The organism is Nitrospira sp., assembly GCA_030692565.1.
Taxonomy (GTDB): Bacteria; Nitrospirota; Nitrospiria; order Nitrospirales; family Nitrospiraceae; genus Nitrospira_D.
This window is the reverse complement of record JAUYAO010000001.1, coordinates 61,081-79,056: the sequence shown is the minus strand read 5'-3', so window position 1 is coordinate 79,056 and position 17,976 is coordinate 61,081. Positions and strand designations below refer to the sequence as shown.

General features: G+C 56.5%; 20 protein-coding genes. 10 read left to right on the top strand and 10 right to left on the bottom strand.

Annotated features, from left to right (window positions below):
• Window positions 1-20: 20 nt before the first annotated feature.
• From Q8N04_00390 to Q8N04_00370, 5 genes are all read left to right on the top strand, one after another.
• Window positions 21-530, top strand: coding sequence for a protein-tyrosine phosphatase family protein (locus tag Q8N04_00390; GenBank protein ID MDP3089113.1), 510 nt, complete (start codon window positions 21-23; stop codon window positions 528-530).
• Window positions 524-1,363, top strand: coding sequence for a hypothetical protein (locus Q8N04_00385; protein MDP3089112.1), 840 nt, complete (start codon window positions 524-526; stop codon window positions 1,361-1,363). Before Q8N04_00390 ends, Q8N04_00385 begins: the two co-directional genes overlap by 7 nt.
• 489 nt (window positions 1,364-1,852) lie before the next feature.
• Complete coding sequence (locus Q8N04_00380; GenBank protein MDP3089111.1) at window positions 1,853-2,041, top strand: hypothetical protein; 189 nt, start codon at window positions 1,853-1,855, stop codon at window positions 2,039-2,041.
• Window positions 2,042-2,105: 64 nt separating this feature from the next.
• Entirely contained in the window at window positions 2,106-2,333 is a 228-nt protein-coding gene (locus Q8N04_00375) for an addiction module protein (protein ID MDP3089110.1), read from the top strand.
• Entirely contained in the window at window positions 2,323-2,628 is a 306-nt protein-coding gene (locus tag Q8N04_00370) for a type II toxin-antitoxin system RelE/ParE family toxin (GenBank protein MDP3089109.1), read from the top strand. The genes Q8N04_00375 and Q8N04_00370 overlap by 11 nt, the downstream gene beginning before the upstream one ends.
• Window positions 2,629-3,022: 394 nt before the next feature.
• On the opposite strand, the gene Q8N04_00365 is transcribed toward Q8N04_00370, so the two are convergent.
• The gene (locus Q8N04_00365; GenBank protein MDP3089108.1) at window positions 3,023-3,391 is read right to left on the bottom strand and encodes a type II toxin-antitoxin system PemK/MazF family toxin; all 369 of its coding nucleotides are present in this window, start codon (window positions 3,389-3,391) and stop codon (window positions 3,023-3,025) included.
• On the bottom strand, window positions 3,385-3,639 hold the full coding sequence (locus Q8N04_00360) for an AbrB/MazE/SpoVT family DNA-binding domain-containing protein (GenBank protein MDP3089107.1): 255 nt from the start codon (window positions 3,637-3,639) through the stop codon (window positions 3,385-3,387). The genes Q8N04_00365 and Q8N04_00360 overlap by 7 nt, the downstream gene beginning before the upstream one ends.
• A gap of 317 nt (window positions 3,640-3,956) precedes the next feature.
• Here Q8N04_00360 and Q8N04_00355 point away from each other — a divergent pair, with 317 nt between their 5' ends.
• From Q8N04_00355 to Q8N04_00345, 3 genes are all read left to right on the top strand, one after another.
• Window positions 3,957-4,355: a YkvA family protein gene (locus tag Q8N04_00355; protein MDP3089106.1), complete on the top strand. Its 399-nt coding sequence runs from the start codon at window positions 3,957-3,959 to the stop codon at window positions 4,353-4,355.
• A gap of 615 nt (window positions 4,356-4,970) precedes the next feature.
• On the top strand, window positions 4,971-5,882 hold the full coding sequence (locus tag Q8N04_00350) for an HNH endonuclease (GenBank protein ID MDP3089105.1): 912 nt from the start codon (window positions 4,971-4,973) through the stop codon (window positions 5,880-5,882).
• A gap of 214 nt (window positions 5,883-6,096) precedes the next feature.
• A complete protein-coding gene (locus Q8N04_00345) occupies window positions 6,097-7,131 on the top strand; it encodes an IS630 family transposase (protein ID MDP3089104.1) in 1,035 nt (344 codons plus the stop codon).
• Here the strand turns inward: Q8N04_00345 and Q8N04_00340 are convergent.
• The 5 genes from Q8N04_00340 to Q8N04_00320 all read right to left on the bottom strand — a co-directional run bounded on the left by Q8N04_00340 (window position 7,113) and on the right by Q8N04_00320 (window position 13,285).
• Window positions 7,113-8,297, bottom strand: a complete 1,185-nt coding sequence (locus tag Q8N04_00340; protein ID MDP3089103.1) for a hypothetical protein — start codon at window positions 8,295-8,297, stop codon at window positions 7,113-7,115. The two genes, Q8N04_00345 and Q8N04_00340, sit on opposite strands and share 19 nt — an antisense overlap.
• A gap of 118 nt (window positions 8,298-8,415) precedes the next feature.
• Entirely contained in the window at window positions 8,416-12,306 is a 3,891-nt protein-coding gene (locus Q8N04_00335) for a TaqI-like C-terminal specificity domain-containing protein (protein MDP3089102.1), read from the bottom strand.
• Between the two features lie 66 nt (window positions 12,307-12,372).
• On the bottom strand, window positions 12,373-12,579 hold the full coding sequence (locus Q8N04_00330) for a hypothetical protein (protein ID MDP3089101.1): 207 nt from the start codon (window positions 12,577-12,579) through the stop codon (window positions 12,373-12,375).
• 296 nt (window positions 12,580-12,875) lie between these two features.
• Window positions 12,876-13,157 (bottom strand): DUF2442 domain-containing protein, encoded by a 282-nt coding sequence (locus tag Q8N04_00325; GenBank protein ID MDP3089100.1) that lies wholly within the window; start codon window positions 13,155-13,157, stop codon window positions 12,876-12,878.
• A gap of 5 nt (window positions 13,158-13,162) precedes the next feature.
• Window positions 13,163-13,285, bottom strand: coding sequence for a DUF4160 domain-containing protein (locus Q8N04_00320; protein ID MDP3089099.1), 123 nt, complete (start codon window positions 13,283-13,285; stop codon window positions 13,163-13,165).
• Window positions 13,286-13,584: 299 nt separating this feature from the next.
• Here Q8N04_00320 and Q8N04_00315 point away from each other — a divergent pair, with 299 nt between their 5' ends.
• Together Q8N04_00315 and Q8N04_00310 are read left to right on the top strand one after the other, a co-directional pair.
• Window positions 13,585-13,839, top strand: coding sequence for a hypothetical protein (locus tag Q8N04_00315; protein ID MDP3089098.1), 255 nt, complete (start codon window positions 13,585-13,587; stop codon window positions 13,837-13,839).
• Window positions 13,840-13,878: 39 nt separating this feature from the next.
• Complete coding sequence (locus tag Q8N04_00310; GenBank protein MDP3089097.1) at window positions 13,879-14,130, top strand: type II toxin-antitoxin system Phd/YefM family antitoxin; 252 nt, start codon at window positions 13,879-13,881, stop codon at window positions 14,128-14,130.
• Window positions 14,131-14,564: 434 nt separating this feature from the next.
• Here Q8N04_00310 and Q8N04_00305 read toward each other — a convergent pair whose 3' ends face one another.
• The 3 genes from Q8N04_00305 to Q8N04_00295 all read right to left on the bottom strand — a co-directional run bounded on the left by Q8N04_00305 (window position 14,565) and on the right by Q8N04_00295 (window position 17,877).
• Window positions 14,565-15,803 carry a multiheme c-type cytochrome gene (locus tag Q8N04_00305; GenBank protein MDP3089096.1) on the bottom strand — a complete coding sequence of 413 codons (1,239 nt, stop codon included), beginning with the start codon at window positions 15,801-15,803 and terminating at the stop codon, window positions 14,565-14,567.
• Between the two features lie 65 nt (window positions 15,804-15,868).
• On the bottom strand, window positions 15,869-17,164 hold the full coding sequence (locus tag Q8N04_00300) for a multiheme c-type cytochrome (protein ID MDP3089095.1): 1,296 nt from the start codon (window positions 17,162-17,164) through the stop codon (window positions 15,869-15,871).
• 215 nt (window positions 17,165-17,379) lie between these two features.
• The gene (locus Q8N04_00295; protein ID MDP3089094.1) at window positions 17,380-17,877 is read right to left on the bottom strand and encodes a hypothetical protein; all 498 of its coding nucleotides are present in this window, start codon (window positions 17,875-17,877) and stop codon (window positions 17,380-17,382) included.
• Window positions 17,878-17,976: the final 99 nt, after the last annotated feature.

Below are 17,976 nucleotides of genomic sequence, written 5' to 3'. Positions count from 1 at the left end.
GGAAGTTAAGGCGCTCTCACTTGTCATTTACCCTCTATCCTCTCAATCTCCCCGGTCAGGTCTACGGCAGCCCCATGCCATTCGGGTTGTATGACCCAGGGGGAACGCTCCTGCAGGATTTGAAAGCCGCCGGCATCTCCTCAATTGTTCTCCTGGCAGAAATAGAAGAGTGCAAGGAAAAGACGGGGAGAGATTTGCTTGCGGTCTATCGCGAGGAAGGTTTGACGGTCTTCTCTCTTCCCACTCCCAACTACGGTATTCCTTCCAATGGCCAACTGGCTGACGTGCTGAAGCAGGCGAGGGCGTGGGCATCAGATGGTCATAATGTTCTGATTCATTGTTCTGCAGGACTTGGGCGAACGGCCTTGTTTGCCGCGTTGCTGGCCAAGGATGTCTTGGGGCTATCCGGAGAAGAGGCAATCAACTGGCTTGGTCAGCACAAACCCGACGCCCTACTCACACCGGCTCAAATCGCGATGATTTTGAAGGAAGATCGGCAGTCCGGAAACCTGGAGATTCATAAATGCTAAATCTAGACCCCAGTGAAAACTCAGTGATTCCTGAGCGCTTCTACAAGATTCTCCAGTCATGTGAACGCGAGTCTTCGGCAGGGCGCTTCCCAGCTACGGAAGTCTTTAATGAGGGCTGGATGTTGCGTCTAGTTCTGGACGCAATCCAGAGTCTGAATGTTCCTAATCACCCCCTGAGCTTTCTGCAGGGAGCAAATTGGTATTCTGAGGCTCTTTTGAGCTCACCGTTTAGGTCTCGCTTTAAGTCGGACCCGCTTGGAGAGGGGTTTACGAATGCGGATGGAGTTTTGGGACATTTCGATTTTCGCGCGTCAACGAAGTCAGGGCTGAGCCTTGGACCCGATGCAAGACAGTTCGTTGTGCTGGAAGCAAAGATGTTTAGCAATCTCTCGTCTGGGACGAAAAACGCCCCAGGATATAATCAAGCTGCGAGAAATGTTGCATGCATGGCTGCCGCTATTGCCAAAAGTGGAAAGGATCTATCCTCATTTGAGTCCGTTGGGTTTTTTGTGATTGCACCTGAAGCCTCCAAACGCACCCATCGGGATACCAATCTTGAGGCCTGCCTGAACCCAGACTCCATTCGTTCGGCAGTACATCAGCGAGTCACCACTTATGAATCTTCACAGCGCACAGAGGCTCAAACGCTGCGAAAATGGGAGAGCGAATACTTTCACCCTCTCGTACTTCGCCTTGTGGATGAGAAAAGGCTCAGGGTGTTGTCATGGGAGCAGATTATTGAGGCAATCCGATCTGCCGATACAAGGTGTGGAGCGGAGCTCTCTCGTTTCTACGACCGATGCCTCAGTTTTGCACCAGCTAGTACGAATTGATTACACCAGCGGAAATAGATACGCCTTCTCAGTCGGAAGTCTTCTTTCCGGTCCCACCGTCTCATACATCGCCCGTCTCCAACTTTCCACCCCCGCCACGCCGCCGAGGGCGAAGGACAGCGCTGGGTCCTGAGTGCTCCTCCGAAGTGCTGCGTAGTGACCTATAAGCCAAGCTTGAGCCCGGAGGCGCTCGATGTGGATCCTGCTTCTGATGGACTTGCTCCTGGTTGACGCTCTCTCCTTTGCCGAGCAAATCTTTCCTGATCAATACGAGCGTGACTACAATGTCTTCAATCCAGCCGCGCCGGCCTTCGCGCCGGATAGTCCCTTCAACACGGCTCACCGCTTTGATATGGGGGGCCATCGAGCACGTGCCCTATGTGCAAGAAGGTGGACTCTGAAAGGTGCATCAGTTGTTTCCAGAGGGTCTTCAGACCATAATAGAGCCCTTGACTGTGGTCCGGGTGGCCCACTAACAGCGAGGACGCGATGTCGACAGCGGAGCGAATGTTTCAAGAAGCGCAGAAGCTTCCGGACACACTCGCGCAGGAAGTGCTGGATTTCATCGAGCACATTGAAATCAAACAGGGTCTGAGAGACCCGCTCACGGAAGAAGTGAGGCAGGCGCAGGAGCCGGCGATGCGTCATGTGTGGGACAACCAGGACGACGAGGTGTGAAATGGCGTGTAAGTTTCCAGCCTTGCAGGATTACGACCGGTAGAGCAGTGAAGGGAGGTAGATCATGACGGACAAGTCACAAGCTATCGTAGAACAAGCCCTCAAACTCTCGCCCACTGAACGCGCAGAAGTGGCCGAGAAATTGATCGTCAGCCTCGATGAGGTTCCGGATATCGATGTAGAGCAGGCTTGGCAGGAAGAAATTCAGCAGCGTTTACAGCAAATCGAACGTGGCGAGGCGAAGACGATTCCTTGGGAGGAGGTCCAGAGGCGCCTGCGACATGGCCGGTGAACTGCTCCTCGAATTTCATCCCGCCGCCCTCGACGAGCTCGAGAGAGCGAAAGCATGGTACGACGCACAGCGACCCGGTCTCGGGGGTTCGTTTTTCTACGAAATCACTGCTGCCGTCTCCCGAATACGAGAAACTCCGAATACCTGGCCGGACTATAAGCAAGGAACAAGGCGCTTCCTTGTGCATCGCTTCCCATTCGCTGTTATTTATAGCCAACACGCTCATGGTCTGCTCGTCGTCGCCATCATGCATCTGAAGCGACGGCCTGGCTATTGGCAGTCGCGGTTAGGATAAGGGTGCAGTTTTTGGTCTGAATCGCGGCGCGACCATGTCGCAGCCAATTGTCTCGTTGAACCGGACGACTTCGGGGGAGGAAATGGGGACCACAACTGAATCCCAAGCCCTCCCGCCAGTCACGCCATTTTACGCCTCGCCCGTCTCCAACTTTCCACCCCCGCCACGCCGCCGAGGGCGACGCCCAGTGCAGAACGCTGGGTCCTGAGTGCTCCTCAGAAGTGCTGAGTTCTTGATCCTGAGTGCTGGGTGGACCTTCCGCTGACGACCCCTTGCCCTGACCAGCGCTCTCAAACGTCCCTACGGCCGCGGCCTGCAGATCGAAGGGAAGTGATGACTTCAAGGCTTGCCGGGAAGTCTGCTTCGGATTTCCTGCGTGCGTGCTGTGTCGCGTCTATGGGGCGAAGAGTTCGGCGAGGAGGGTGAGGACCTGTGCGCGTGTCATGTCGTCGAGTTTTCCCATGCGCTTCCCCAGCCGGCTTTTGGCCACAGTCCTGATCTGATCCAGCACGATCTGCCCCGACTTGCCTTTGAACCGCATCGGCACACGGGTGGGGTAGGGGAGGCTCTCGGGCAAGGATGCGTCTCGGCGCATCCGGGGTGGGCGGGTGAGTCGTGGTGTCATGGGGGCGATGATCACCGTATCGATGTGCTGGTTCATTTCGTCCGGGGAGATGATGAGGCACGGGCGGGTCTTGCGGATTTCACGGCCTTGGGTGGGATCGAGGCGGATAAGATAGACGTCGAAGCGGGACACTACCATGTCCACTCACTCCGGTCCCACGTGGATGAGGCGGTTGATTCCTGGTCCTTCAGGCGGTCGTCTCCGTGGCGATGCATTTGCGCGAAGGCCTCGTCCCAGCCGGCGCGTGGCTTGGCGGCCGAGCGAATGACCAGTTGCCCCTGCTGGATTTCCAGATCGACGGCTCCGTGCAGGTGGCATTGCTCAATGACGGATTTCGGAATCCGGATGCCTTGAGAATTCCCGATGCGTACGACGCGTGCTTTCATCCGCTCTCCTCTTGCTATCCGCTGGGTGTACGTTCTGTAATTACATTGGAGCTACGCACCTTGTCAAGTCGGCAAGCTGGAGTCACCTCTTGGGGGAGGGAAAAGTTGCGTGTGGAGGCAGGGCGAGCCCGCGCAATCGGAGCCTTCCGTTCGGCCGCGTATGTCCGCCCGAGTCCGCCGCTCACTGTCCATCCCCACCGCGCCGGTGGTTTGTTTCTGTGCTTGGCCATCGGTCCAAATTGATCCTGCGCGGACTGCCTGTTATCCTCAAGCCTGATTGCGTACCGGGGCAGTGATCACACTTCAGGGAGGACGTAATGAAGAGACTGTCTCCAGCCATGCTCCTGAAGGCGTTGAAGGTGTTTCGAGGGTTCACGAAGGCGGCGACGGAGTATCTCAGAGACAAAGAGCGGTTGCGTTATCTGTTGGCCGCGGCGGTCTCGATCGCACAAGGTCGCGGTGGAGCGCTGTTGCGAGACCTTCAATTATTGGTGCGGCTCCTGAAAGCGTCCGTGAGCGGTGCCTATACAGGCCTCTCTGTCCACAAGCTCGTGACGATCGTCGCGGCGCTTCTGTATCTCATCAGCCCGCTGGATGTGATTCCCGACTTCATCCCTGTTATCGGCTATGTGGATGATGCGGCGGTGATTGCCTGGGTGCTGAAAAGCATTGCTGAAGAACTCAAGGACTTCAGGAGTTGGGAGCAGGGGGCTTGAACGGGCCTGCCATGATCTGAAGCCGACCGTGCCAAGCGTCTTTGCCGTCGATGGCGAAGCACTGGACTGAATCAAACACAGGGGCCGGGAATATGTTCTCCTGCGCTCTATCCGCGCCTCAACCATCACCCTCTGTCGATGTTCACGGCGACTCGCACGACGTCATACGCAACCAGCAGTTCAGCGCTGGCTTCGGCCAGGGCACATTCTGCTCACGCTGGTGAGACGCTCGTTCCTTCTAACGGGGCCACCTCTCAAGCACCGCGACGACGATGGCCCAGGCCAAGAGTCCGAGAGATTTGAAACAGGCTTTGATGGTCATGGTGTCCATCTCCTCCTTCGGGCTGCGCGCGTGATGGTTCTGAAGAACAAGCCGTCAGTATCAGTGTGGCAGCGGAATGTTACAGGCACGTAGCAGGAGGGTAAATGTTCTGTAACCGGGGGTGGGCAAACAATGGTGGGAGTGAGGGCACAACACCGTGAGAATAGGGTAGAGTGCGTTGGACTGGTTATGGCGGGTATCGTCAAGATGCCAACGGCTGTGGCACAGCAGGCAGGAATGGCGCGGTTCAGTTCATGTTCCATCGTTACATGGTGTGTTGAAGGAGAGTGGTCATGGGAGATGCTGTGCGGGATGTCGAGGATATGAAGCGCCTGAAGTTGGTTGCGGACGAGCTGCATCGGGAGCTGTCGGGGCGCCTTGGACGATTGATCCGGCTGCGCACCAAGCTGCCGCTGAAAGAGTCTCACACCAACGGGTGGCGTGTTGAGCTGGGATCGTTGGGGCTGGGGGAGCCGAGATTGGAAATCTGGTACTGCGAATGGGCTCGGGAAGGTCAGCGGAGACTCTGGTACGGGTTTTATGCGGCGCAAGCGGACAAGCTCCGAAGGAGAATCTCCGTCTTGCCGGAGTCGCTTCGGTCTGTGCGGCAATTGAACGACAAGGACATGCGGCTCGCCACCGGCTCACGATCAGACTATGTGCTGAAGAAACCGTTAGGCGCCAGCGAATATGACCGGCCCATCTATGAAGAGTTCCACGAGAGTGAAGGCGATTATTCCTATTACGGGCAGTATGGGTCGGCTCTTCCGGAGGACCCGGAAACCGTCCGGATCCTGGTGGGCCAGGCCACGGGGTTTTTTGAGAGCGTCATGAAGAGCCGGCAGCCCGACGCGCCGCCACGCGAGAGCGATCGCGAGCAGGACTACGTTCGAGTGGTAAACCGTCATGCCGTGCGCCAGCATCTGGCCCGTGAACAGGACCGTCCCTCGGTTGAGCACTGTCTCCGGCGGGATCAGTTCAGATGCCAGGTCTGTGAAATGTCGTTCCGGGAAGTGTATGGCGAGATCGGAAGCGGCTTTGCGGAAGCGCATCATGTGCTTCCGCTGGCACAGATGGCGGAGAGTGTGGTGTCGTCAAGCCATGACCTCGTCACGGTCTGCGCGAATTGCCACCGAATGCTGCACCGGCTGGGCGGAGAAGAAGGCGATATGGCACGGCTGCGGAGAATGTTCCATCGGGAATAGGGTGGGCGATTCGAAGAAGGCATAGGGGGGCTTCATAGCATCACCCGCCTCTGACTTTCCGTCCCCACCATGCCGTCGATGGCCTACTCAGGCTATCTCGTCTCTCTGGTCTCTTTAGTGTGTGCAGCTCAAGTAACGGAACCAACCAGACAGACCTACTCAGCGGTCAGTAATATAGACAACACATGCTGATTGTGGCATACTCCGTTCCGCTATGACGCGAGACGGACGAACACTGGACCACAGCACCTTGGAGACCATCAGAAAGATGGCCGTTGAGCGCGTGCGCGAGGGCGAGCGCCCGAGCGACGTGATCGCCAGCTACGGCTTTCACCGCTGCACCATCTATCGCTGGCTCATGGCGACACGCGGAAGTGGGCACGGACTCCGCGCACTTGCCGCACGTCCCGCGACCGGCCGCCCACGGACCCTGACCGCGAGGCAGGAGCGGCAGGTGTTTCACTGGATCAATGGGAAGAATCCGCGGCAATACGGGTTCGACTTCGGCTTGTGGACGCGCCAGATTGTGCGCGAACTGATCGCGCAACGATTCGGCGTGCGGTTGAGCCTGGCCTCGATTGGGGCGTTGTTGGCGCGACAGGGCCTGACACCGCAGAAGCCCTTGCAGCGGGTGTACCAGCGTGATCCTGAGGCGATTGCCCGCTGGCAGCGCGAGACGTATCCCACGATTGCGCACCACGCCAAACGGACCCACGCCGAGATCTCTTTCTGGGATGAGTCGGGCTTTCGGGCCGATGCGGTCCACGGCAAGACATGGAGCGCACGCGCGCAGACCCCGGTGGTCCACGTTCCCGGCCAACGTCAAAGCATCAGCGCCGCCTCGGCCATCAGTTCCAAAGGCGCCTTCTGGTTCGCCACCTATGCGGGCGCGTTGACCGGCCCACTGTTCGTGGACTTGCTGCGCCGGATGATGCGCGGACGCCGCAAGCCCCTGCATCTGATCCTTGATGGACTGCCGGCCCACAAGTCGCTTGCGGTCAAGGAGTACGTCGCAGGACTCGACGGCAAACTGACCCTCCACTACCTGCCCGGCTACGCCCCGGACCTCAACCCCGATGAGTTGGTCTGGAGCCATGCGAAGCGCACCGGCAATGCACGCCGGCCCTTACAGAAAGGCGAACGTCTGGCCGATCGCATCACCGCGCAACTCGCCGAAATGGCGCGCCGCCCCGCACTCGTCCGTTCGTTCTTCAGACATCCAAGTGTTGCCTATATTGCTGCCTGCTGAGTAACTAGTTCCTTGTACAACGCGACCTGCGCACTCATCCACTCTTTCCTGCTGCGAGGAGCCACACTTCCAACTAGCCGCTTGTAGGCTTCGCCGACCTGAAGGTTCTTTTTTTCTATTTCCCGTTCTGTTCCGTGATCAATATCGTGTCGAGATCCGAGACGTAGGTGCTTCAACATCCACAACGCCTCAAGTTTTCTCTCATCAAGTCTTGTGGTCAGGCGCTGTGCGGAACCCGAACCCTCATAGAGTAGAAAGAAGAGGTGATCTGTAATCTCATTGAATGATGCAGGATCAAAGGCAACATGAAAAGGAATTACCGCACATGCCATCAAGGTTTTGGTCGTCGGCTTGAATACTGGAACCTTGCCTTCACGCTCTGCCTCCACGTTGAGATTATAGACCAGCCGGACAAGCTGAGCCCCTATGGCAGCAACCATACCAGAACTGCTCGTTTCAACTACTGACTCAGCATCAATCGAAGGCTCTTCTAAGTCGAGAAACTCAAATTCATGATCAAGTGCAGAATAGACATTAACGCGTGGGCTTGCCCCTACCCACAAATCCTCATGACTCGGACACATAAGTGCAGCCAAGTCGAATCCCTTTTTTACCGAGTCGAGTATGCCCGCGCTTGCGTCAACAAGCAGCAGTCGGTTCTGCCGTGCGATCTCGGAGCCAGCCGCCGCGAGATCTAGATACTTCTTAACAAATTCCTGAAAGGCAAGTTGTGGCTGAAGGACAACCTCAACCAACGGTCCACTGAGCCGTTGAAGTCCCAACAAGGCTTCTGTCGACGCGACAGAATTAATCATGTGCTGCATGGCTGCATCAATTCCACTTGTCGACGGCGCGATTGCTCTGAGGATCTCGTCGATCTGAGATTGCTGTCCCTGAAGTGTCCTCATCGTTGGCGAATTCAAACCACTGAGCAACTCTAAGCTTTCAATCGCAGGGCTTGAAGCGAGTAGCTCCTGAATCTTCCGCGTCGACGCAAGGTAATCCGGTGGGAACATGAACTGGTCTTGAAGGAGGTCTAATTTGGCAACGCTGTCAATAATTGATCCAGGAACGTTATCCAACGCATCGAGCGCTGGACGCATACTCTCAAGCGCACGGTGAAGCTCTCGCTGTTGCCAAAAGAAATGTTCAAACGAAGAAGTCATTATTCAATTCACCGGCTAACTATACATTATCTGGTTCCGCATAAGATTCCAGGCCTCTTTCTCGGATTCAAAGAAAATCCACGAGACTTTGCTTGACGCGATAATTCTTTATTGGTTGCTATAGCAACTCTGCAATCCGGTGTGTCCATAACTCTGTTAACCAACTAAGGTTACCGTCGTCGGCAGCTTGCAAGGCTTCCAAATACTGACGACGTATGACAGCTTCCAGTGGAGCAGTTTCGACATGAGGCAAACCGATTTTATAGAGTAGCGCCGCAAGCAGGACGCGGCCAATTCGGCCATTAAAATCCTTGAAGGGATGTATCCACTGGAAGCGCCAATCCGCCCAGGCCAGGAGCGTCGCGCAGCCGCCAAGCGTTCCGTCTGGCTCATGGCGCAAGCGTTCCACCAGATCATCACAGAACTGCCGCATGTGGATCGGCACTTCGAAGTAGGGCGGCGGGATATGGGCACCAACCTGCACATTCACATCGCGGAACCGTCCAGCCCAATCGGGGAACAAATGCCCGGCCAGCCGGGTATGACGCTGGCACAGCCATTCGGAAGTGATGACGATCTGATTGGGCTTGGCTTGGAGTATCTCGTCGTAGATGCTGACGAGCGGCACGGCGAGACGTTCGGACAGTTCTGAATAAGAGAGGCGGCCTTCGGCGGTCTCAAATTCGCGAGTGGAGCCTAGCTCGCTTTGGCTCTTGGAGTTTGCGTCAGAATCTTGAGACGATCCGTACTGACCGGCTGGTTCTCGAACGCCATGGACTGGCTCACCCGCTCCAGCAAGACTTTCCGATGCGCCGCCGCTACCTTCGCTGGGGTATTGTGCTGGCTGCGCCACTGTTGCAGACGTATCTCGGCTAGCGCCAGGTCGATCGGCTGATTCGGTTTCTGTTTCATGGCTGTCATTCTCCTTCACTTTGGATGCAGTTGCAACCGAGGCCGCTTCAACAATCGTAATCTCCTCTTCCGTCAGGCCGTAGAGACCATAGACCAACTGATCGATCTCCTGATCCGTCGCGGCGATCTGGCGTTGCAGACGGTCTTTGTCGGCAGGCGTCTTGGCGGCAGTGAGGCGCTGGTGTAACTCCAGCATGCTTTCGACGAGCGTGAGCATCCGGCCATGCTTTTCCTTGTCCGTCTTCACGGTGAAGTCGATGACTCGAATCGGCACCTTCTCCATATATTGATAGATGAGTCGATAGCGATACTGACCAGCACGGACTCCAAACGGGATGCTGAGGTTACTGATCGCGAACCAAAACAGTCGGCTGTTCAGAATACCGAGGAGATACGGATCATCCACACCCAAACAGTACGCAGTATTGGCAAGATATCGACCGCTCCGATCTAGGAAGAAACGTGGAGCCTTGCAGATATCGGGAAAAATAATTTTCGGGCCGTCAAAAAACTCATAGTAGTCGCAGGAGCGCAGTTCCCACCAGTATTGCCCCTTATCTTGTCGTTTTCTGCATGCCTCGGCAAATGGTTCAAGGTGGCTTGCAAGGTTGCGATACGTCGCAGAAAACCAGTTCCATGCTTCGCGTTCAGGGGCCTGGCCAGTTAGCTTCTTCTCCTTCGCCATGGCCGTCTGCGTCCAACCAGAGGGAAGCACGATTAAAAATCGTCCATCATCCTCGATCTCATAACGGCGAATATTCTGACCGCCCAGGAATGGCTTAATGAGGGATTCGCTTTGGCGAGCACCTCGCACAAGCTCATCCCGCTGAGCCTGATTGAGCTCAAACGCCTGATTCAGGCCAGTTAGCAATCCGCGAAAGAATTTTCGATCAACGTATTCGCCAAGAGGCTTGCCAGCCTTGAGCACCTTGTCAAAGATGGCTGCCTCTTCATCTGACTTCAGCGACCACGCATTTTCTGTTAGGCGTTCCTGCGGGATTGTAAAGCGATGGTCGATCGCGCAGTCATCGAGATTCGCAAAGTACAGCGAAGGGATGCGCGAGACTTCGACCCGTGGAGGCTGCTTCGTTTTCGCCAGAAGCGGAATGCAGACATAGGTGTCTTTCACGTTCTCGAATACAGCCAGCCCGCCGAAGTCCAGGATGCAGAGCACGGCGGCCTGCCTCTTGAGCGTTCGGCGCAACGCCTCCCCGTATGTCGTGCGGAGAAAGCTGCTCGACACGATAAAGCTGAAGCGCCCCCCTTCGCGGAGCAGCGCAACGCTCTTCTCCATGAAGTAGGCAAACAGATCAGCTACCCCGTCGTAGGCTTCGTAGCGTTGAGCCAGATAGTCTTTGAACTCCGATAGAGCTTCCTGCCGGACATACGGCGGATTGCCGATGACGGCATCGAAGCCGCCGGCGCCCTCACCCTGCCCTCTCCCAGAGGGAGAGGGAAATATGTGGGGGAACTCGGCCTTCCAGTCGAACGGGTTGACTCGCCGCATCTCTTCATCGTCCGGCATGAGCTGGCCCGCGAAATAGTCCGGTCCTATCAGGCTGTTGCCGCTTTTAATATTCTGGCCAAGATCAGGCAGCGCCCGCTCATGAACAAACGAGAGTTGCCGCTTGAGCGTCTCGTCGCTTTCGCCTTCCAGTACTTTTAGCAGCAGACTGAGCTTAGTGACTTCCACGGCCTGACTGTCGATATCCACGCCGTAAATGTTGTTCAAGAGAATCCGCTTCTTCTCCTGCGTGGTCAGCCGCCATTCGCCGCTGGCCGCATGAAAGAGTTCCTTGCGGTGCTTCTCCGGCCCATCCTTCACATACCAATCACGATGATAGTTCAGCAGATACCGGTAGGCGCCGAGCAGGAACGATCCTGAGCCGCAGGCCGGATCTAGCACGGTCAACTTCGCAATCTGCTTCGGCGTCTTGCCATCGCACAGCACGCCGACTGTCTGCTTGACGATGTATTCGACGATGTACGCAGGGGTGTAATAGACGCCGCCGGCCTTCTTGACCTCCGGCTTCTCTTCGATCTTGGCCTGATGGCCCGAGGTGAGACGAATGACCTTGCCGAGGAATTGCTCGTAGACCTGGCCGAGAATTTCCGTGGGAAGGACTGAGAACTCGTAGGGACTCTGGGGATAGTAGAGCCGACCAAGAATCTCTTTGAGGACCTTGTCGTCGATCTTGAGGCCGGGGGTCAGATCGTCGGGCGATTCGGCTCGATCCTGTTCCTTGTGGAAGTGAAAGAGGCCGGAGTTGTACCGGTCGTCGGCCTGTTCGTAGAGATAGCGCAGCCGTCCGTAGATGTTCTGCCCATTCAGCAGCGCTTGCAGTTGGCCGTAGGGTTCGACGCCGCGATCTTCGCAAATACGGAGGAAGATAAGCCGGTCGATGGTGCGCTGGACAGAAAAGTTCAGCTCGTGGACGGTGAGCGCCGGATTCCTGAGCGCGAGATTCTTGGCGAGCGTGTCCCGCCACGTTTCGATCTCCTTCAGAAACTCCGCATCGACGGTGGCGGTGCCACGCTTACGATCAGTGACCGCGTACTTGTCAAAGGAGCCTTTAAGCACCGCCTCTTTGGTAAAGATGGAGGCAATCTCGCCCCATCTGGCCAGGTAGTCCCGGTAAGTCAGATAGAGGATGCGTCCCGTGCTGGATTTATCAGACGGGTTCGGACGGGTGCGGCAATCGTAGACGGCGAACTCTTCGAAATCCGTCAGGATGGACAGCGGCAGTTTGGCCGACCAGGCGTAGCGGCGGAGCTGATAGGCCGGAGGGATCTCGTCTTTGACGTTAACGGCCGGCTTCTTGGCTTCCAGGAAAAACTTACGCGCCCCGCCGATGCGAAAACAGTAATCGGGCGCTTTGGTGTTGCCACCGATCTTGATGGCATCTTCATGGATGACGTCTTTGTACGCCTCAGCATGGCCCTGCTTGTTGGCGATATCCCATCCGAGCGCTTCGAAGAACGGATCGAGAAACTCCCGGCGCACCTGGGTTTCGTTGTAGCTCTGGCTCTTGTAGGAATCGCGATTCTGCTCGAACCGGTCGATGAGAGTGGCAACGATGGGAGGCGCCTGGCTCATAGTGGGCCCATGCTCTGGTCCTCGTGCGATCGAATCGTGAGCCCTATTGATTCAACGTACGTTGCTTCATAACAAAGATGCCCCCACGCAACGGATGACTCGGGCAACCCGTTCCGCCTTCAGCCAATCGAGCCGGTCGAGAATATCCGTCGGCACACTGACACGAAACCTGTATCGACGGCGTAGCTGACGCAGTCGCTCGTACTCTCTCCAGACAGCTTCCTCTTCATTACACCGCCGAGCCAGTTCCTGCGTATCGATGAACGGATTCATGACACGTCACACACACACACACAGGATGCCCGGTAATGGAGAACCTGCTGTACCGCACTATGCACTCTTCGACAGGCGCATGGCACAAACGAGTACTGCCGAAGAATACCCGTTTCCTGAATGAAAATCACCCCGCTTTGCAGAGGCCGTGAGACGTGAATGGTAACACGTGAGGGGGGTAGAGCGAAGACGGTTGGTCTGGTCTATGTGGTCTTGGCTTGAGCCACAAAAACCAAACAAACCCAACGGACAGAGAAACCAGATAGACGAACGACCGGGAACGTGACTCGTGAGTCTTAGCGACTACCGGCCTTGATTTCGTATGTCGGGATTGGCGTTCCTGTCACACGGGCATAGAGGACTGCGGGATCGAGGTCGGCTCCATTCGGCCAATAGATGGTGCCCAGGTCCGGATGCACACAAAGCTCCCGAAAGCGATCGAGGTCTCTCAGCGGGGCAAAGACGCCCTCAAACTGCATCACGGCAGAGAGATCAAGTTCACCTACCACGCCGTCTTCAAATCGGAGACGGACGCGATAGCCTTCCAGCGCGGTGGCTTCAACGATATCCTTCAACATGAGCCTTACTCCAGCGGCTTGATCTTCTTGAGCGGGGCCCGTTGCTCAGCGAGTCTCCAATCATCTCTCAACTCGTCCTGATGCAGTGCGCCCCACTCGGCGACCAACCCCAATACCCGTGGCGGCACAGGCCATCCAATAGCATCAGCGAATCAATGGTCATTATAGCCTTGTGCTCGCCATAGCGTACATGAAAATGCGGCGGGGCGTGATCATCATAGAACATGGTGATGATGATACCAAAGAAGCGGCAGAGCTCAGGCATTCCTCACCTCTCCGAACCCCTCGTTGTCGCAAAGAATACCCGTTTCGTCACGGGAAATCATCCCAGCCAGCTGGAATGGAACCAATGTATACCGCCATCTGAGGCTTCGTGGTTTGCGGGGAAGAATCAGACTTGCTATAGTCCGCGCAAGTGGAGGGCTGTATGGGATTTGAGCCGAACTATATCGTAATCGACGGGCAGACGTTCAGCAAGGCGAAGCTGGCCTTGGACAACCACGTCTACAAGAACTGTCAGATCGATGACTGCGATCTCTACTACAGCGGTGGGCAATACGAACTCCTCGACACCCACGTGACGAATTCACGCTTGGTCCTCAACCACCCAGCCAAGGGTATCTACAACTCCCTCCAGATCTTCAAAATGAAGTCGCCGAGTTCCAAGATCATCTTCGAGTAACCAGTTTCGCCACATGCCTGCAATGCGGATCGAGAAATGATGCACAGCTTGGCTACCCTAACAGCCAGTGCGGCACAATCAAAACTGGGCCGCCTTATCGATGAGATGGCTTACTCTCAGAAACCCATCAGAATTGTCGGGAAACATTCTAATGCGGTACTCATCCCCGAAAGCAACTGGCGGGCAATTCAGGAGACAATCTATCTGCTCTCGATTCCCAAGATGAGACAGTCAATCAGAAAAGGGCTCGCGACGCCTGCCGCCAAATGCGCGAAAGAGCCTGGCTGGTGAAGTGGCACATCGTCTTGACCAAGCAGGCGCAACAAGATGCCAAGAAGAACCCTGTGGCGGGCCACTTTCTCTTCCTCAACCACTAGGCCAAAGGCATCTACAACGCCCGGCGGTTTTCCCCTTCGCTTACAAAACATTTCACGGGTCTTCAGAAATTCGAGTGGGTCAGTGCCGTGAGTTCCGACCTATCGTGGTCCATGACCATTCTCCAATCCCTCCCCTTTGTAAGGGGAGGCCAGGTGGGGTAGAGCCTCCGCCGACTGCTGCGCACATTCGTGCTAGCCACTCGCGACCGGTATGGGCATCTCGGTCTTCGACCTCCCCTTACCCCTCCTTACGAAGGAGGGGAATGTCGCGCGAGGACGCCTCATCGCTCTTGCCCCACACAAAAACCTGAAGAGCCCTGGCCTCTTCTTACGTTTCACGCGTGGACGCTACTTATTGACGGGAATATTCTCGGTACGTTTGACGATGTCGATCGCCTGGAAGACCGGATCTTGCGACCCCTTGGAGGCTTCGGCTTCGACACGCTGGAGGAACGGCGCAGGACCGGTAATCGGCGCGTAGTTCAAAGTAACATCGACGTCGAACGTCTTCGTATCTTTCGGAGTGGGGAAGGTAAAGGTTTCTACTCTCGTTTCGTCCGGCTTGAGAACGGTATCTTCAAGCACCTTCGCCGCCTCAAAATCAAAGACGGTCTTTTGGCCCTTGGCATCGGCATAGGTCCGGCCATAGACCCGCTTATCGGCAAAGACCGTTTTCAAATTCTTGCCTTTGATATCGAGATCCAACACCACCGACGCCCAGGCCGGATGGGTCGTGGGCAGGTTATGCGGTACGAGGCTTTGCACTTTTACAGTGACGGTGGTCTTATCCCCGTCGATCTTGGTCTGCACATCCAGCTTCGCCGCTTCCTGCCGCAGCTTGCCGATGCGCCCGGGGAACGTATGGTTGGCGACTTTGCGTTTCTTCTCTCCGTTGGCCGATTCTCCGACCTGCTCAGGCATATGGCAGCTCTGACACTCTTTGCCGGACTTCACGGCCTGACTCTGCTCATAGCTCCCCAGCAGATCGTTGGCCTTGCCCAGATTGGCCGCCGAGGGTACGGACTGGTGGCAGTTCAGGCAGAGATCGGACTTTTGAAACAGACCCAGCTCCATCGACTGGTGAGCGAGGTTCTGGACAAAATCTTTGTAGGGGCCATACAGCGTCTTGCTGCCGAGTTCGTACTTCGGTTCCGGCGGTTGCTTGGCCCGATCGACCTGCTTAATCAAATGGCATTGTGCGCAGGCCACGCCATCCAATGAAGGATCTCCCGCCTTGGCCTGATCCACGAAGAGCTGAGCTTGGTCAGGAAACTCACGCACGTGGGGCGCATGACAGCGGAAACACATCGCCTTATCTTTGCCCGCGGAGAAATTCAGATAGGCATCCAGCGAGGCACGGAAAGTCGGCGAATGGATCGATTTGGAGAGCGGAGAGGTTTCCCACTCTTCAAACACGCGCTCATGGCAACGCTTGCACTTACTCGAATGGGGGAAGGCCTTTTCGATCACGGCCTGAGACTTGGCATCCTGGGCCGAGAGTTCACCATCACGCAGGCCGAGCAGCGAGAGCCCCAGAACCGCCGCCATCATTCCGAGAAGGACGCCGACCCGCTTTCTACCCGTCACGCTTTGCTCCATTCCACATTCTTTCTGGTCCAACCTGGCACGCGTCCCCCGTCACTCGTCACTGGCTAGAGAGTCTTCACGCGATAGGTGAGGAAACGCGGCTGCTGGTACTCATCGAGCACATGCTTCGCCTCGTCCCGTTCCTTATCGGTCTTCAACGTCGCGAGATACTTTTCCCGCAACGCCGGTTCCGGCGTCGGAATCAATGCATAGCTCAACACGGCTTCGACCGAGGCCGGGGTCGAACCCGCCGGCATCGAATAGGCAAACGGCACTTTTCTCGTATTGCCGCCTTTAATAAATGGATCGGGAATCGGGCCGCGCAGGATTTTGTCGTAGGGCAAGCCGAACCGCTTCGTCTCTTCCGCTAAGACTTTCCCGGCTGCGTCTTTGACGGTCATCGTGAGGATCACCTGCTTGAGCACCGGATCCCCGTCGGGGAAGCTGTGGGGGAGACTCCCCACCTTAACAAGCGTCGTCCCCTCCACCGTGCCGCTCGACTTCGCCACCTCGATATCAACACGCGGCATCCACTCGGCCTGGAGATTCCGGTTCTTTAACAACGTGCCGGGAATGACGACGCCCCGAAACCAGTGCCGGCCGATGGCCCGCGTCATCGATCCGCGTTTGGACGTCGAACTGCCGGTCGAAGGCTCCATGTGGCAGTCCTGGCAGATCGTCCCCTGGAGAATTTCACCGGGCAGCTCTCGCTTCGTGACATCTTTCACTTTATCGAAATGGCAGGAGGTACAGTAATTGGCCCCTCGGAACAGATCCGACTGCGCCCCGATGTGTACGAGGTTTTCTTCCGGATTCGCGAAGGGGCCATAGAGGGTTTTCCCCGGTGTCAGCTTGAAGGTCGGCGGCGGACCGGGCGTCGTGTCGACGGAACCGATCATATGGCAGGTCGCACAACCGATTCCTTCGACTTGCGGCTTTCCGGCTAAGACCTGCGCGACAATCTTTTCTGCATGCTGGGGGAACACGGTCGTGGACGGAACATGACAAGAGAGACAGCGCTGACGTTCATCGGGAGTCGGATTCGTCTGCATCCACACGCCCAACACCGTTCGAAAAACCGGCGACTCCAGCGACGTCCCATGCAAGAGCGCGGCATCGACGCGTCCGAAGGTTTTCAGATCCGGCGTTTGCTCCCGCATGCCTTTCCACTCTTCATAGTGGCGGTCATGACATTGCTTACAATCTTCAGAGCGGATAAACACATTCTCGATCTCGGCCACCCAGTCGGGCGGCGCCGCTCCATCCGATTTTTGCGCGATGGCCCGCTCGTGCGACAACGCCGTCAGCCCGATGGCGAGGAGCAGAAAACATCCGATGGCCAGGCGTCGTGTCAACGGCATCTGTTGCCCTTAACAGGATGCTGAAAAAGTCCGCCAGCGGCGTTCTCGCGGTGCTCAGAGGCTCCACGTACGGCAGAGAGTACGCATCGCCTCTTCGCTTGCTGCGGCCTTGCTGGACGCCCTTTTTGAGCATCCTGAGGTGGTTCTGAGTTCGACCCTACCCTAAAGACTTTCACATTATTATTTCCGGTATCAACCCTGTTTTCCGCAGCCTGTTAATCCCGTTTGCAGCCGACAAAATGAAAATTCACACCCCATCCGACCGGATCGCCGGGATCGGCCGGCTCATAGGTGCCGAGGGTAAAGTTGCATTCCTTCATCGCTTTTTTGATTGCGATCCCGAAATCCGTCATGTTGCGAATTTCCGTCTTGTCGATTTCCTTGATGACGGATCGCACTTTGATGCCGGCATAGTCTGCGCGGGAGTTCCCGATCACCTCGAACACGGCGACGCCCTTCGCCTCCTGCAGCTTCAGCTCTTTCCGAATATCCTCGTCCACCGATCCGACCATCACACCGAATTCCTCACCCAACCTGACCGCCTCGTCCTCGGTCATAGCCACGGCGTCAGCCGCGACCGCTATCGGGAGAGAGCCGCCCACTCCCGTGAAGCCGACGAGACTGAGGGCCAGGGTGCAACTTCGACCGCACCGGAGCGCGATGTTCACGAATCGATGGCTTCGAATAGCGATCCTTTCACGGGTCATCGGCATAGACGGTCGAAGTTTTATAATACCAGGGAACTTAGCAGGCTGCTCAAAAAGGCCATCCAGCAAGGCCGCAACGAGCACAGAGGCGGAGACGTACGCTTC